13 protein-coding genes are annotated in these 14,249 nt (G+C 45.4%); 5 read left to right on the top strand and 8 right to left on the bottom strand.

Features of this window, described 5'->3' with window-relative positions; genetic code table 11:
* Positions 1 to 531: 531 nt before the first annotated feature.
* A complete protein-coding gene (locus F6J94_RS18865; protein ID WP_293023230.1) occupies positions 532 to 1,977 on the bottom strand; it encodes an MFS transporter in 1,446 nt (481 codons plus the stop codon).
* A 1,260-nt stretch (positions 1,978 to 3,237) separates the two neighbouring features.
* Between F6J94_RS18865 and F6J94_RS18860 the strand changes: the two genes are divergently transcribed.
* Genes F6J94_RS18860 through F6J94_RS18850 form a run of 3 tightly spaced genes read left to right on the top strand, consistent with a single transcriptional unit; the run spans position 3,238 to position 6,326 of the window.
* Complete coding sequence (locus tag F6J94_RS18860; protein ID WP_293043312.1) at positions 3,238 to 4,524, top strand: ABC transporter substrate-binding protein; 1,287 nt, start codon at positions 3,238 to 3,240, stop codon at positions 4,522 to 4,524.
* A 3-nt stretch (positions 4,525 to 4,527) separates the two neighbouring features.
* Entirely contained in the window at positions 4,528 to 5,484 is a 957-nt protein-coding gene (locus F6J94_RS18855) for a carbohydrate ABC transporter permease (RefSeq protein WP_293043309.1), read from the top strand.
* Positions 5,485 to 5,498: 14 nt separating this feature from the next.
* Positions 5,499 to 6,326 (top strand): carbohydrate ABC transporter permease, encoded by an 828-nt coding sequence (locus F6J94_RS18850; protein ID WP_293023236.1) that lies wholly within the window; start codon positions 5,499 to 5,501, stop codon positions 6,324 to 6,326.
* A gap of 241 nt (positions 6,327 to 6,567) precedes the next feature.
* Here F6J94_RS18850 and F6J94_RS18845 read toward each other — a convergent pair whose 3' ends face one another.
* A complete protein-coding gene (locus F6J94_RS18845; protein WP_293043315.1) occupies positions 6,568 to 7,386 on the bottom strand; it encodes a TIGR01548 family HAD-type hydrolase in 819 nt (272 codons plus the stop codon).
* A gap of 174 nt (positions 7,387 to 7,560) precedes the next feature.
* Between F6J94_RS18845 and F6J94_RS18840 the strand changes: the two genes are divergently transcribed.
* Positions 7,561 to 7,860 carry a 30S ribosomal protein PSRP-3 gene (locus F6J94_RS18840; protein ID WP_075897825.1) on the top strand — a complete coding sequence of 100 codons (300 nt, stop codon included), beginning with the start codon at positions 7,561 to 7,563 and terminating at the stop codon, positions 7,858 to 7,860.
* Between the two features lie 252 nt (positions 7,861 to 8,112).
* Here F6J94_RS18840 and atpC read toward each other — a convergent pair whose 3' ends face one another.
* From atpC to F6J94_RS18810, 6 genes are all read right to left on the bottom strand, one after another.
* Positions 8,113 to 8,523: an ATP synthase F1 subunit epsilon gene (gene atpC, locus F6J94_RS18835; protein ID WP_070391911.1), complete on the bottom strand. Its 411-nt coding sequence runs from the start codon at positions 8,521 to 8,523 to the stop codon at positions 8,113 to 8,115.
* Between the two features lie 129 nt (positions 8,524 to 8,652).
* Positions 8,653 to 10,101: a F0F1 ATP synthase subunit beta gene (gene atpD / locus F6J94_RS18830; protein WP_293023246.1), complete on the bottom strand. Its 1,449-nt coding sequence runs from the start codon at positions 10,099 to 10,101 to the stop codon at positions 8,653 to 8,655.
* Between the two features lie 318 nt (positions 10,102 to 10,419).
* Positions 10,420 to 10,734: a cell division topological specificity factor MinE gene (gene minE, locus F6J94_RS18825; protein ID WP_293023248.1), complete on the bottom strand. Its 315-nt coding sequence runs from the start codon at positions 10,732 to 10,734 to the stop codon at positions 10,420 to 10,422.
* A 91-nt stretch (positions 10,735 to 10,825) separates the two neighbouring features.
* Complete coding sequence (gene minD / locus F6J94_RS18820) at positions 10,826 to 11,620, bottom strand: septum site-determining protein MinD (RefSeq protein WP_293043306.1); 795 nt, start codon at positions 11,618 to 11,620, stop codon at positions 10,826 to 10,828.
* Entirely contained in the window at positions 11,617 to 12,537 is a 921-nt protein-coding gene (gene minC / locus F6J94_RS18815) for a septum site-determining protein MinC (protein ID WP_293023253.1), read from the bottom strand. The genes minD and minC overlap by 4 nt, the downstream gene beginning before the upstream one ends.
* Before the next feature lie 64 nt (positions 12,538 to 12,601).
* Positions 12,602 to 13,924: a four-carbon acid sugar kinase family protein gene (locus F6J94_RS18810; RefSeq protein WP_293043303.1), complete on the bottom strand. Its 1,323-nt coding sequence runs from the start codon at positions 13,922 to 13,924 to the stop codon at positions 12,602 to 12,604.
* 130 nt (positions 13,925 to 14,054) lie between these two features.
* Here F6J94_RS18810 and F6J94_RS18805 point away from each other — a divergent pair.
* The coding region (locus F6J94_RS18805; protein ID WP_293043300.1) for a hypothetical protein at positions 14,055 to 14,249 on the top strand (195 nt) is incomplete at its 3' end.

Genomic DNA, 14,249 nt, shown 5'->3' with positions numbered 1-14,249 from the left:
CCCACACCTAATGCGTAGCATAGGTGTGGGATGAATTTTGCACAGGGTATGTATAGAATTGCTATAATATATGTCCTGATAAACAAAGCCGTTCGCGTAGCGTGGCCTACGGCCTTAAATGCTGGTTTGTCATCCACTTACGTGGCTAAAAAATAGAACTTATTGTATTGTAAGGCGTGCGGAGGGGCATCCCGGAGACGAAACCTTATCAGAGGGTCGCCTTAATCATAAAGTTTTAACCCTTTTCTGCATAGCCTGCTAACCATAAAGGCTCCACTCTTTAAGCGGTAACTTCTGACCGTGTCGTTAATAAAGTAACCCGTGTATCCGTTCGCGCAGCGTCGGCGAAAGCCGATAGTGATGGCTGGAGTTGGTAAGAAGCCCACACTGTAATCTTGGCCAAAGGCCACGCTACGCGAACGATGAGCGTGTGGGAGTATGTCACGAGTTACCCAATAACGTTAAGTCTTAACCTACGTTTAGGGTGCGTTCGCACCCTAAACTCATAACTCTTGACTAAACTATTGATTCTCAAGCACGCTTACCAACAAGCAGTTGTTTGAGGTTCCGACCCCGTGGCTCCTGGACAAATACCAAAGGTAAAAGGGTAGCCAATCGCAGGGCTGCTGAGAGGGCAAATAATGTTGGCAAACCACCGAAGTGAGGTAACTCGGCTAAAAAGCCACCAAATGTACTACCTATAGCACCACCTAATCCAGCTGATGCTGCAGCCGCCGCAAAATATGTGGAGGGTTTGTGGACTGGTGAGATCTCCACTTGGATGTTATTGGCACACAGGTCAATGGCTGCCACAGATGAACCTGTCGCGAAGAATAAAAGGGGTAGCCAAACCCAAAGAGCGAGAGTTGTTGGGCTGCTGATGCCAAGCCAAAGTAAGGGAATCACAGATAGCATGATCACAACAATCATTAGTACTGGGCGATTCCCGATCAGGTCAGACAACTTACCCCAGTACATCAGTGTCAATAAACTTGCTCCAGCCATCAGACTCGTATAGAGGGTTACCCAACCAACATCTAAGCCCAAATTGTCGAGCAGATAAACATTGAAAAACGGATTGCTTAGGGTGAAGGAAAAAACCCACAATCCAAAGAAGAGTACAAAGATTAGGAAGTTTGTATCTTTCAATAAGGCAACATAATCAGAAGGTGTGGGTTGATCCTCAGACTCTAAGGTTTCACCAGTAGTCTCATCAGTCTTCGCAGTCTTTTTTGAAGGTATCTGAGGAGTGACATCTACCATGAAGAACTGAAAAAGTAAACTGAGTATTCCAGCTATGATAGCCAAAATCAAGATTACGCCGTAGCCTTGAACTTGGCCACCTCCCCAGGTAGAAACAATATATCCGAGTAGGGGAACACACAGTAGGTTGGTTAAATGATTAAAGCTATTGCGCAGTGCAAAATATCGCCCTCGCAGGCGAACAGGAACTAACACCGCCATCCAGCTAGCCCAAGAGGGACTACCCAAAGCTCCAAAAATGTGAGTGATCAGGTTAATCGCCAGTGTACACAACACCAGATGATGAGCTGGAGCCAGACCAGTGCAGAACATCCCAATTCCTGCTAGGACAAATAACCACAGTAGTCGTGAAGGAACGAAGGTTTTCAGGATAAACCAGTGGCGACTGTAGGATCGATCAGATAAATAAGCACCAATAGGCTGTAGAAAATTCGCGAGTAGAGGTATTCCTGTGAGAATACCGATTTCAAAGTTGCTAGCCCCCAGTTGCAGCAAGAAGTTAGTCAGCAAAACCTCAGCCGTGACACAGCCAAAGAAGGTGGAAAACACACCGTCAATGTTGGCAGCCCTTAAGCTAGAGCGAATCTCTCCCTTGGGAATTTTTTCAGTAGGGCTAAGCGGCGGTCGTGCTTCCTTGTTTAGGGACTTGAGCAAATCTGGCAATCGCGGCAAAGACGGAGCTTCTGGGGCGACATCGGATATGAGTCTGAGCATAGCGGTTCAGGTAGCTAGATAGAGAGGACTTAAATGGCGAAATGGAGACGAGTAAATCGTATTGGTTCAGGTAGCACCTGTACTGGATCGGCAGGCAGGTCGAAACTCCTATGCCATATCCTCCCTACAGCATCCCCCTTCTTGATGGGCGTAGCGTGCCCATAGCGTAACCCTCTTGGCTTGCTCTTAAATCCCCCCTATACCCTCTTTTAAAACCCCCTTCGGCTAAAAGGGGTTTTAAAAGAGGAGTCTATGCCATTTAAATCACGAGGGAAGTAAGACTTGCTTACTCTCGCAGAAGACCTACCATAGCCTTCCGTACTCTTGGTAGAGTCCGGCAAGGTCTAGCTCCTGCGACATCTGCTATACACTCCGGTAACCCTTACTTTTCGAGAAGGGCTACCTTTCAATAACACTTATTCTCTAGCCTTCACCCAACCCCTTAGAAATACGAAAAGTATTACTCTTCGAGCATCCCTAAGGGTTACTTCCTAAGGGCTATGCCCTACGGGGAGAGCTATGGTCATGACGGGGTATAGCAGCGGAGGCTACGCTATTCAATTAACGGGGGAGCAAGGGGGCTAGACATGGATCATGAGGAAAAATCACGCCAATGCCTTATTCCCTTGTTTAGGAATCCCGATGTAGCCAGAATCGATATCTACATATCAATATCTACATATCAATATCTACATATCAATACTGACCGAGGTACAGCTGTTGCCTTTTTTATCCCTGGGGCAACAGGGTACCTTATACATAATATCTCAAAAAAATTAAAATATTGCAACAAAAATACAATTAAGTATATTGACGGAAATCTTTCATCTGACAGATCGTGCGCAAGAGCTCCCACTACCTGGCTACGGACAAAAAAAAGGCGGGATCGCCTTCATAGTCTTGATCTCCGGTTTGCGTAGTTGAGTCAGTCAAGAGTGTAGCCCTGATGGGGATCATGGTTAATCATAATTAAAGCTAAAGATAAGTGGTGGTATAATAAGGATAAGCAATAATAAAGTTGGCTACTAACAGCTAGCTTTACCCCAATAAATATGGCTAGTAACAGCTTTACACCTTAAGAAATAAGGACACCTTAAGAAATAAGCTGTAGAAAGCCATCTTGGACACCTTAAGAAATAAGCTGTAGAAAGCCATCTTGGATGTCGAGTTATCTCAAGAACCATATCTTCATCTGTATTTACTAATTATTTCTAGGTATATAGCCACCTCCTCAGACGGGAAATAAGTTTTCCAGGGGAGGTGCCCTTGCCGTCCTTACTTATCATGAAGCAAATCCTTTCGAGATGTCTAATTTTACTATCTCTAATTCTGTTCCTAACTGGCTGTAGCCGCAGTATCGCCAGTGACATTTCTACTGTGACCCTCAGCGGCTGGCAGAGCAGCCCGAAGGAAAAACAGCTCCTTGAGCAGGTACTGAGGGAGTTTGAAGCATCACATCCTGGCATAAAAGTCAAGTTTGAAGTGATCACTGACCAATATATGGATGTCATTAAGACTCGGTTGATTGGTGATGCTGCTCCTGATGTCTTCTATGTAGACGCCCTAGATGCTCCCTTACTCATGACTCATGGCGTTTTGGAGCCTCTTGATGATTACATCACTGAGGACCAGGACCTAGATTTAGATGACTTTGCTCCCCATCTCTCGGAAGCCTTCCAATCCGATGGCAAAACCTACGGATTGCCTAAGGATTTTACAACCCTTGCCCTTTTCTACAATCAAAAATATTTCGATCAACTCAGTATAAGCAACCCTCCCCAAACCTGGGAAGAGTTAGAGGACTATGCCAAAAAATTGACCAGGGATACAACTCACAATGGCAGGGTTGACATATATGGATTAGGGATCACGCCAGAACTCTCTCGTCACTACTTCATGATCAAAGCCTTTGGCGGTGAGTTAGTTGACCAAAAAGGCGAGGCTGTCTTCGCGACTCGGCAAAGTCTATCAGGTCTAACACCTTTGATGGATATGTATCGAGAAAACCATTCTGCTGCCATACCGTCAGACGTTGGAGCTAGTTCTGGGAGCGAAATGTTTGGCCAAGGGAAGGCAGCAATGGTTATTGAAGGTAGCTATGCGATTCCTTACCTACAACAGACATTTCCCAAAATTGAGTTTGCCACTGCGGAAGTTCCCAGTATTGGTAACCACAAAGGAAGTATGGTTTATACCGTTGCTTATGTCATGAATAAGCAAGCCAAAAATAAAGAGGCTGCCTGGGAACTGATTTCTTATTTGACTGGCAAGGAAGGAATGAAAGCTTGGGCGAACGGAGGATTGGCAATCCCGGCTCGGAAATCAGTCATATCAGAACTTGGCTATGAACAAAATCCTCTTTACACCCCCTTTATTGCTGGTGCTGACTACGCCACGATTTGGCAAGAGGATGAAAAATTGCCAATATTTATGACCCATTTCGACAATCAGTTTCTTAGTGCTTTACTGGGTGAGCAATCCTTGAAGTCAGCCATGAAAAAAGCACAACAAACTGCTAACAAAGAAATTCAAGCGAGTAACTACTAACAAATGTCACTAGCTAAAGCTAAACTTGGAGTTGACCAAAACGTCAAATCGAGGGATGTCATATTGAAGAGATTTTGGCAGAAAGCCAAAGTTAGGGAAGCTATATCTGGCTACCTCTTCATGGCTCCTACTATTCTAGTTTTAGGAACCTTTTTGATTGCACCAATTATCTATGCAATCTTCCTTTCCTTCCATAAAGTTGAGATTTTAGGAGGCCTGAGTTACCGATTTGTCGAGTTAAAAAATTTCCTCCGTACCTTTGAGGATGAGCGAGTTTGGATTGCGCTAAAAAATACAATTGAGTATGTCATTATTGTTGTTCCTTGTCAAACAATCCTTGCTCTGGTTTTAGCTCTAGTCCTCAATAAAGAAATTAAAGGAAAAAAATGGTTCAGGATTATTTTCTTTCTCCCGACTGTCACTTCATCAGCGGTTTTAACCCTGATATTTATCTGGATTTATAATTCTAATGGTCTACTTAATGGATTACTAGACTTCTTTGGTTTACCGACCTATAACTGGCTAGGAGACCCAAGTGTGGCTCTCAAATCCATTATGATAATGAATATTTGGTCTACAGCACCGTTTTTCATGGTGATTTACCTGGCAGCGCTGCAAGATATACCTAGGTCCGTTTATGAAGCGGCAAAACTTGATGGTGCCAATGAGTTCGATCAGTTCATAAATATTACCGTGCCTTTACTCAAACCAGTTACATTTTTCGTTATGGTTATGGGTATCATTGGCACGTTTCAGTTATTCGACCAGTCTTACATCTTCTCGGGTGGCACCGGTGGTCCAAACAACTCAACCCTGACGGTTGTGCTTCTGATCTACCAGTATGCGTTTAGAAGTCTGGATATGGGTTACGCCGCTGCACTGGCCTTAATGTTAGCTGGTGTAATTCTAGTGACAACACTGATTCAACGCGGCTTCTTTAGAGAAGAAAAAGCGAATTAGGAGATCAAAGAAGAGTGAATAATTTTCGTTGGATCAGAGGGATATTTTATGGCATTCTTATCCTCTATGCCATTATTACGTTTTTACCTTTTGCTTGGGCTTTATCAGCCTCCTTTAAACCCCTTGAGGAAATTATCGCTGGCGGGTTGAATTTTATACCCCATGATTTTACCTTCGATAACTACCGCAATATTTTCATTGAATCCCCTTTGTTTGGGCGCTGGTTTTTAAACAGTGTCTTGGTTGGTGTTTGTGTAACAGGCTTGAATATTATATTTAACTCAATGGCAGGTTATGCCTTAGCCAGAGTTAAGTTTCCAGGTAATTCATTATTGTTGGGAATAATCTTGGCAGTTTTGATGATTCCTGGACAAGTCACCCTAATTCCTGGTTATTTAATCTTAAAGTCTTTGGGATGGCTGAATACCTACCAAGGATTGATTGTACCGAGTGCAGTGAATGCCACCTTTATTTTTATGATGCGGCAGTTCTTTATCAATTTTCCTAAGGAACTTGAAGAGGCTGCTGCCTTGGATGGATTAAGTCGCTGGGAAACCTTTTGGCAGGTTGTCCTGCCTTTAGCCAAGCCAGCTTTGGCAGCACAAGCGATCTTTATTTTTATGGGGTCTTGGAATAATTTCTTAATGCCCCTAATGATTACCTCTGACCCAGGAATGTTTACGCTTCCCTTAGGTTTAAATACCTTTAAGGGGCAATACATTAGTTATTGGAACTACATTATGGCAGCCTCAATGGTCTTTACTATACCGGCTTTGGGGATTTACGCCTTCTTCAATCGTTACTTTATCTCTGGGGTAACATTTACTGGCTCTAAAGGATGAGCTGGTGAAAGGGTAAAGGGTCAAGTCCCACTACACACAGAGAAACGGATATGCCAATGGCAAGGTCAAGAGCTTCCCGCTTTTAATGCAGCGAGGTCTTGGGGGTAACCCCAAGACCTCGCTTTTGTTTTCGTCAACCTGTGAATTTTTGGAAGATTGACTATTGACTTTGACTTTTAACCTCAAGGACTCTCAACCTTGGCCTTTTGGCCACGGGTGCGCGTTCAACTATTAACAACCATTAACCTTGATGTACTATTTTCTGAATCTGTTCAGGAGTCAGCTGCTCAACATTATCAAAAACCACTGTTGCACCAGCAGCTTTTAGCCTCTCTCCATAAGCCTCCCGGTGTTCTGGTATCTCCTGCACATGAGGGGGTAAAATACCTACCCCAAGCCAAACTCGTTCTGGATGAGAGTCTCTGGCTTTTTCAACAGTGTACATGTCAGCAACTGTGTCACCAACGTAGATAACTGGCAATTCCACCTTAACTTGATGCTCCTGTTCTAGCTGTAGAACTACGGCAAACAGTCCTGTAGGGTCAGGCTTACCAGGGGCATCCTCCATCGCAATTAGGACAGGCCGTTCGAGACCGAGTCGTCCTTCTAGGGCATAGTTCGCTTCCTGTCGTGTTGCGCCACTGAAAAAACCCCAAGGAATCCCTGCTGTGGTCAAACTCTCTAAATAACTGGGTTGTAACAATAACGGTTCGTCACAAATGTACCCAGTCCAATGGTTGGGATCTGTTCCTCGATAGCGAGAATTGAAAAAATCAACAAGGGCTTCATAGTCGAGAGAAAAATGGGATCTCGTTTTTCCTTGAGCCTCAAAGTACCGATAAACTAATTCTCGCGATGCCTCCCAGTCGTTATTCCATAGCCCTTCTGATTTGAGTTGGTCAATCTCTACCATCGTGGGTCGATAGGCACCACCAGTGTAATGGTCTACCGTATCTGCGATCGCTCTACGGTAAGAACCACTAACGTCACGCACCACGCCGTCAATGTCGAACACCACTATGGCATTAAAGTTAGGAATAAATGTTTCTGAACTAGGCATCATGCACGCTTGGGCTAGTTGAGCCAATATTGCTGATCAGCACCAATACTACCAACTATTTAACTACAAACCTATCCCTGAATCTTGATCAAGAACAGTCTTCTTGCGCTAAAATCATCAATTGTACAATAGATTATAGTTAAAGATAACCTGGGATATCTGAGGGAGGCCTGATTGTCAAAATTTCTATTAAAAGTTCTCTGGCTAGATGAGAATGTAGCCCTGGCAGTTGATCAAATTGTCGGCAAAGGCACCAGCCCATTAACTTGTTACTTTTTCTGGCCCCGGAACGATGCCTGGGAACAGCTCAAGGATGAGATGGAAGCCAAACACTGGATTACTGAAGCTGATCGCATTGAAATCCTCAACAAAGCCACTGAAGTAATTAACTACTGGCAAGAGGAAGGTAGGCGTAGACCTATGTCTGAGGCTCAGGCTAAGTTCCCGGAAGTCGTTTTTACTGGTAGTGCTTAATCCAGCCTTGCTGATTAATCTAATGATTGAGGGGAATTGGTAACTGACCAATCATCTGACCTTAGTTGAGATGATTCCTTAGTTGAAGAACGTCCTTAATTCAACCCCCTTAATCCAAGTAACAGACTGACCGTGACCAACTCCAGAAGCTCCCCTACCCCCCTGTTTCGGGGGGTGTGGAGAGCGCGGAGCTTATAGGGTTTAAATCCCTTGCTTACTTCGTTTACGGGGTTAGAAGTTACCGTTGCGTTACTACACCATGCCACCAGCAGCTTGAAAGCGAGCACGGGCTTTCTTATAGGCTTGAGTTGCTTGGATTTTTTCTTGGGTATTCTCCTCGTTTTGAAGTTCTTCTAGACGAGCTTTTGCTTCGTTGAACTCAACACCTGCAGCATCCTTGTCAATTTCATCTTTGGACTCAGCACCATTGACAAGAATCGTCACTTCATTATCTTCAACTTCCACAAATCCACCCATAAGAGCAATTGGTATCCACTCTTTGTCTGAACGAATTCGCATCACACCAGTATCCAGCGCTGATAACAGAGGAGCATGATCACTCAATATCCCAAGCTGACCGGTGGTGCTGGGTAAAATTATTTCCTGTGCTTGGTCATCCCAGACGGTTTTGTCGGGAGCAATAATACGAACAGTTAAAGCCATCAGCAGAATGAATTGTGTTTGTTGGACCTTGGAAGTTTAGCAGCTTGAAAGTTACAGGTTACAGGTTGAAGGTTACAGGTTAACAGGTTAACCTTCAACCTTGATAACCTTATTAGCATCAAACCTGACTTAACTCTTCAGTTTTTCAGCTTTAGCGATCGCTTGATCAATACTGCCCACCATGTAGAAGGCTTGCTCAGGAAGGTCATCCAATTCCCCCTTCAGAATCATTTGGAAGCCTTTGATAGTATCGTCCAAGCTAACATACTGACCAGGAGAACCAGTGAAGACCTCAGCTACAAAAAACGGTTGAGACAAGAAGCGCTCAATCTTGCGGGCGCGAGCCACGGTTAGTCTGTCATCCTCGGACAATTCATCCAAGCCCAAAATCGCGATAATGTCTTGGAGTTCCTTGTAACGCTGTAGAGTTGCCTGCACAGAACGAGCTGTTCCGTAGTGGTCTTCTCCCACAATGCTCGGTTGCAGCATAGTTGAATTAGAATCGAGGGGGTCCACAGCCGGGTAAATTCCCTTAGATGCTAGGCCACGGGACAACACTGTTGTACCATCTAAGTGAGCAAATGTAGTTGCTGGGGCTGGGTCGGTCAAGTCGTCAGCTGGCACATATACTGCCTGAATGGAGGTAATTGAACCCTCGTTAGTGGAGGTAATCCGTTCTTGCAGAGCACCTACGTCTGTTCCCAAAGTTGGTTGATATCCTACAGCAGAAGGCATTCTTCCCAAAAGAGCAGACACTTCCGAACCGGCTTGTACAAATCGGAAGATGTTATCGATAAACAGCAACACGTCCTGCTTGTTCACATCCCGGAAGTACTCAGCCATGGTCAAAGCTGACAGACCCACCCGCATTCTCGCACCGGGGGGTTCGTTCATCTGACCATAAACTAGGGCAATTTTCGACTCGTTTAGATCATCCGGGTTGATTACCTTGGATTCCATCATTTCGTTGTAGAGGTCGTTCCCTTCACGGGTACGCTCTCCTACACCGCCAAATACTGATACTCCACCGTGTTTCGTGGCGATGTTGTTGATCAACTCCATCATGATCACAGTTTTGCCGACTCCAGCGCCGCCAAAAAGACCAATCTTACCACCGCGTCGATAGGGAGTCAGCAGGTCGATTACTTTAATACCCGTTTCGAATACTGAGGGCTTGGTTTCCAGCTCGGTTAACTTGGGAGCAGGGCGGTGAATTGGGAAGCGCTCCTCAGATTCTGCCGGTCCTCTGTTATCTACTGGTTCACCCAAGACATTGAAAATCCGTCCTAAGGTAGCCTTGCCGACGGGTACACTAATGGGGGCACCAGTATCAATAACTTCCATACCCCGCACCAGACCGTCTGTACCACTCATGGCAACAGAGCGCACTTGGTTATCCCCGAGAAGCTGCTGCACTTCGCAGGTCACAGCAACATCTTGTCCAGCTTCATTTTTGCCTTCAATCCTCAAGGCATTGTAAATCTGCGGCATTTTGCCGCTGGGAAACTCTACGTCAACAACCGGACCGATAATTTGGGCAATAGCGCCCGTGTTTGTTTGTTCTGCGGTGCCTACCATATTGCGCTTATTTAGTCAAGCTATTGTTACAGATTTTGGAAAACAGTCTTAACATTTAGTAATGCCACTCTCAAGATTACCATTGTTAGGGTTCAACCGTATCGGAAGTTGATCCCAAATTAAATATAAACACGACTCTAGCTTCCATCCCTTAGGGGTGACCATAGGAGGAGACCTTGGTTCATAATCACCTTCAAAGGTGATCCGATAATTGTTCAGCCAAGTAATAGCCTCAATTTAGCTAGACACCCCAAACCGGTTTACCCCACAACCGGCCTACTTTTGAAGTAGCTTGTCACCCCTTCAGCTACTAGAGACTTACTCTTCTTCGTCTTGAGTGAAGCGTTGGTATTCTTCCTTTAGTAGTTTTTCCTTAACTCGTCGGATGGGTAGATTAGCAATTAGTGCTGTTGCCCGTTGGTTGCTTTCTAAGGAAAACTCTGACCCATCGGGATCAATCTCAACGTAGCGAGAGACCACCTCCAGGATGTCTTGCCGCATCGACTCCACCATTTTAGGACTCAGGTCAGAGCGATCGTGGGCAATTACCAGTTGGAGGCGGCGCTTAGCCTCCTCACGGCTGCTTTGAGCACTCCTCCAGGAAAAAAGTTGTTCTAGAATTTCGATAATCATGGGGCTTTTTGGAGTAGTGAATAATCACACAGGGGGAGAAGGAAGAGGCTCTTTGGCAAAACTAGTTGTTGGCAATTCACAATGTAAAACCTTATCTGAACAGGCGGCGTAAGCGGCTGATTAGGTTGTCGTGTTCTGCCATCAGGTCGAGGAAGGAAATATTTGCACCTTCTAAGCGTGCAGCAATGTTTTCAATGGCAATTCCAGGCAGGGTTTTCTTTTCTGATAGGATTAAAGGTTCACCCTGATTACTGGAGACAATCACCCGTTCGTCTTCGGGGATAACACCAATTAGGGGAATAGCAAGAATTTCTTGGACGTCTTGAACTGACATCATCTGATCCGCTTTTACCATTGTGGCTTTCAGGCGGTTGACAATTAGGCGGGTATTTTTAATTCCTTCCGCTTCCAGTAAGCCAATCACTCGGTCAGCATCCCGCACTGAGGTAATCTCTGGTGTAGCAACGATTAGGGCTTCAGTAGCTGCCGTAACCGCATTTTTAAACCCGCTTTCGATTCCTGCTGGACAGTCCACCAAGATGTACTCGTAATTCTTGGCTAACACCCCCAACAACTTTTTCATTTGGTTGGGGTTAACGGCTTCTTTGTTACGACTTTGGGCTGCAGGTAACAGGACTAGTCCTTCCTGCCGTTTGTCTTTGACCAAAGCTTGGTCTAAGCGGCACTGACCTGTTAAGACTTCAATAGCCGTGTAGACTACGCGATTTTCTAGTCCCAACAGCAGGTCTAAGTTTCTCAAACCAAAATCTGCATCCACTAAGGCAACTCGACGACCCAAACGAGCTAGGGCTAAACCTAGATTGGCGGTAATGGTAGTTTTACCCACCCCTCCTTTGCCAGAGGTGACAACAATAATTCGACTCATGAATTCAACGACAAGTGGGTTTTAGCAACATCAGCAGCTCTAGCAATACGAATTCCAAGGGAAGTCACGTAAGCTACTTCAGGATAGTACTGAAGTGGCGGTGTCTCCGGTGCCCTAGCTACAGCATCAGCAATCCGCAACTGGGTGGGTTCCATTTTTAATGCCATAATCCGACATTTTCGATTACCATTCGCACCGGCGTGGGCAATGCCTCGTAGATGCCCCCAAACTAAGATATCCCCAGCTGCAATCAATGCACCACCAGGGTTCAAGTCTCCTATTATAACAATAGTGCCAGGGTGACGAATCTCTATACCAGAACGCACGGTCATTTGTAAGTACAGAGGTTCTGCGAGTAATTCAGTAGGTTGATCAATCTTTTGATTCAAAGAGTACTTAGGGGTTTCTTGTTCTACTGAGTACCCAGCAGCTGCAGCAGCCACAGCAGTTTGTCGGCGCGTGGTGTAGACTCGCTTTAGCCTTAACTGGACTTCCCCAAGGGCATCAGCGATCGCTTGTAGCTTCATCCCATCCAGCAATTGATCCCCAGCCATCATATGGACACTGGATTCAGGCTGCCAAAAGCGCTCTCCAGCATTGAGGCGATGCTTGAATTGTTCCCATAGGTCCGACCAATTGGCAGTACTAGGGTTTTTAGTGGCTGGTGGCAAGATCAACAACAGCCGTTTCCCCTCACTTTTTAAGCGAACTTGCCCTTGGCAGTTAACTACCGAGTTGCGGTCGTCGGAAACCGTTGAAACTGGTGATGGTTGGGCAGAATCAGAAGTCATGCAACAAGGAGCTAGATTAGTTAACGCACCGAAGATAGATTCTTCCGTGATCATACCTTCTTCAGCAAGTTCTGCTGGATAACTGTTGAGAATTTTAGCTAATGGTGGTGTAGGGCAAAAGGGCAAGATACTTAAATAGTGCTATTGCTCTGTCACCCCAGACCCACACTCGATATCCTGTCAAGCATTATTACTCTCCACTCAATCGACGGTAAACCGTGACCAAGCCATTCACATCTCCCACATTGCCAGGAAATAGCACTACAGGTAAATTAGGAAACTGGGGATGGTCAGCAGAGGTTAGTACCATTGAGCATCCAGGAAGGATCTGACCCAATAGTCGTGCTGACCTCAAAGCCAGACCAGTACTTAAGACATCATTGGAGGTAATACCCCCTTTACTGATTAAAAACCCAATATCTTTAGGTAATCCCCTCACGATATCCATCAATAAGCCTGAAACTACTGCTCCAAAGGCCAGCCGTTTCTGCACATCCTCAAAAACCAATTCCTGACGAGAGGTATAAACCACCGGTGTCTTACCAGCACTGTGAATTTCCTGAACCCGCTCGAGAATACTTGCCAAAAGTTTTGCCCGTTGCTGTTCGGATTCATCTAGTAAATTGGCAACATTTACCTCAATCCCCCCAATCCCAGATGCTCCCAATAGCTGCTCCAGCTGCTGGGTAGTCTTTTTAACGTGGGAACCCACAATCACAACTCCTGGTTTCCCCTCTCGGACATACTGAGCCATATCCATAGCGGCCACGGGTTGGGGGCCAAGACTAGCAAGGGAGGTTAAAATACTAGCAGCAGAGCGAAACAGAAAGCGTTTCCCTTGGGCAGCAGCCTTCAGGACATCTGCCGCAAATTGATCTAAATCCCCTTGGGTTTCCCCATCCACAACGCCACACTGGTTATTGGTAAGTTTGAGAAGGCGCTCCAAGCTACCGTTACGAATATCTGCTAGTAAAAACCGCTCGACCGCATCAGCCTTGATCTGACCTTTGGTCTTTTCTTGGACATAGTCGGGTAAATAACTATGGCGATATCCAAATACCGAATCATGGGCAAACTCGGTTTCATGCACTGGGGTTCTAATACCATCAATGATTAGGTAATGGACACTATCGATAGTGACTCGTCCGCCCTCAAAGAATGCAGGGACTAAGAAATGGGCATCAAATGGTCCGACTTCCTGGGCGATTACATCAGTTTCGACAGGATAATGCCCCCGCAAGGTGGAGTCAGAGCGACTGACTACCATAAAATCTTTAATTCCTTCAGCGTCTATGGCAATTTTGAGGTTATGGCAAACTTCCCGAGTCACAGTTGCTGCTTGCTCTGGGTTAAGAGCTCTGGTATTAGTAAGAATAAAAAAGATTGGGGAGTTATCCCTTAGTCCCAGCCGCAATGTATCCACATCCCAGTGCATCAGCAACAAGCAGCTGTGAACAGTCTGGGAGCCAGTCGGGTCATCATCGAGGACAATAATTTTTGGTTTTTTGGTCATTTCCCAAGCTTGTCATTAAAGTCAGTTATTTACCATAGTAATCGGGAAGGGGTAATCGGGAAGGGGTAATTGGGGATTGTTCTAGCAATGCTCATAATTATTATAACATTAAATTAAATTTATAGGGAGCTTGATAGCAGATAATCTATATGATGGGATTCATCTTGACCACATTCGGTACGGTGCGGCCGGAGCCTCGTTTGATCCGGTGAGCAACCAGGCGTATGCACTCGAGCAAGCTGAATTTCCGGACCGGGGAGACTGGCAGCGGCGGCAGGTCAACGGGACCGTCAACAAATTTTATAACCAGATTCTAGAAGACGAT

It is taken from the genome of Moorena sp. SIO1F2, from assembly GCF_010672755.1.
Lineage (GTDB): Bacteria > Cyanobacteriota > Cyanobacteriia > Cyanobacteriales > Coleofasciculaceae > Moorena.
The sequence above is the reverse complement of the archived record's forward strand: the minus strand, read 5'-3'. Positions and strand labels throughout refer to the sequence as shown.

Bases quoted from the DNA above. Each gene is read 5' to 3' on its own strand.
- F6J94_RS18865 (WP_293023230.1), bottom strand. From the start codon at position 1,977: ATGCTCAGACTCATATCCGATGTCGCCCCAGAAGCTCCGTCTTTGCCG.
- F6J94_RS18855 (WP_293043309.1), top strand. From the start codon at position 4,528: ATGTCACTAGCTAAAGCTAAACTTGGAGTTGACCAAAACGTCAAATCG.
- F6J94_RS18845 (WP_293043315.1), bottom strand. From the start codon at position 7,386: ATGCCTAGTTCAGAAACATTTATTCCTAACTTTAATGCCATAGTGGTG.
- atpC (WP_070391911.1), bottom strand. From the start codon at position 8,523: ATGGCTTTAACTGTTCGTATTATTGCTCCCGACAAAACCGTCTGGGAT.
- atpD (WP_293023246.1), bottom strand. From the start codon at position 10,101: ATGGTAGGCACCGCAGAACAAACAAACACGGGCGCTATTGCCCAAATT.
- minE (WP_293023248.1), bottom strand. From the start codon at position 10,734: ATGATTATCGAAATTCTAGAACAACTTTTTTCCTGGAGGAGTGCTCAA.
- minD (WP_293043306.1), bottom strand. From the start codon at position 11,620: ATGAGTCGAATTATTGTTGTCACCTCTGGCAAAGGAGGGGTGGGTAAA.
- F6J94_RS18810 (WP_293043303.1), bottom strand. From the start codon at position 13,924: ATGACCAAAAAACCAAAAATTATTGTCCTCGATGATGACCCGACTGGC.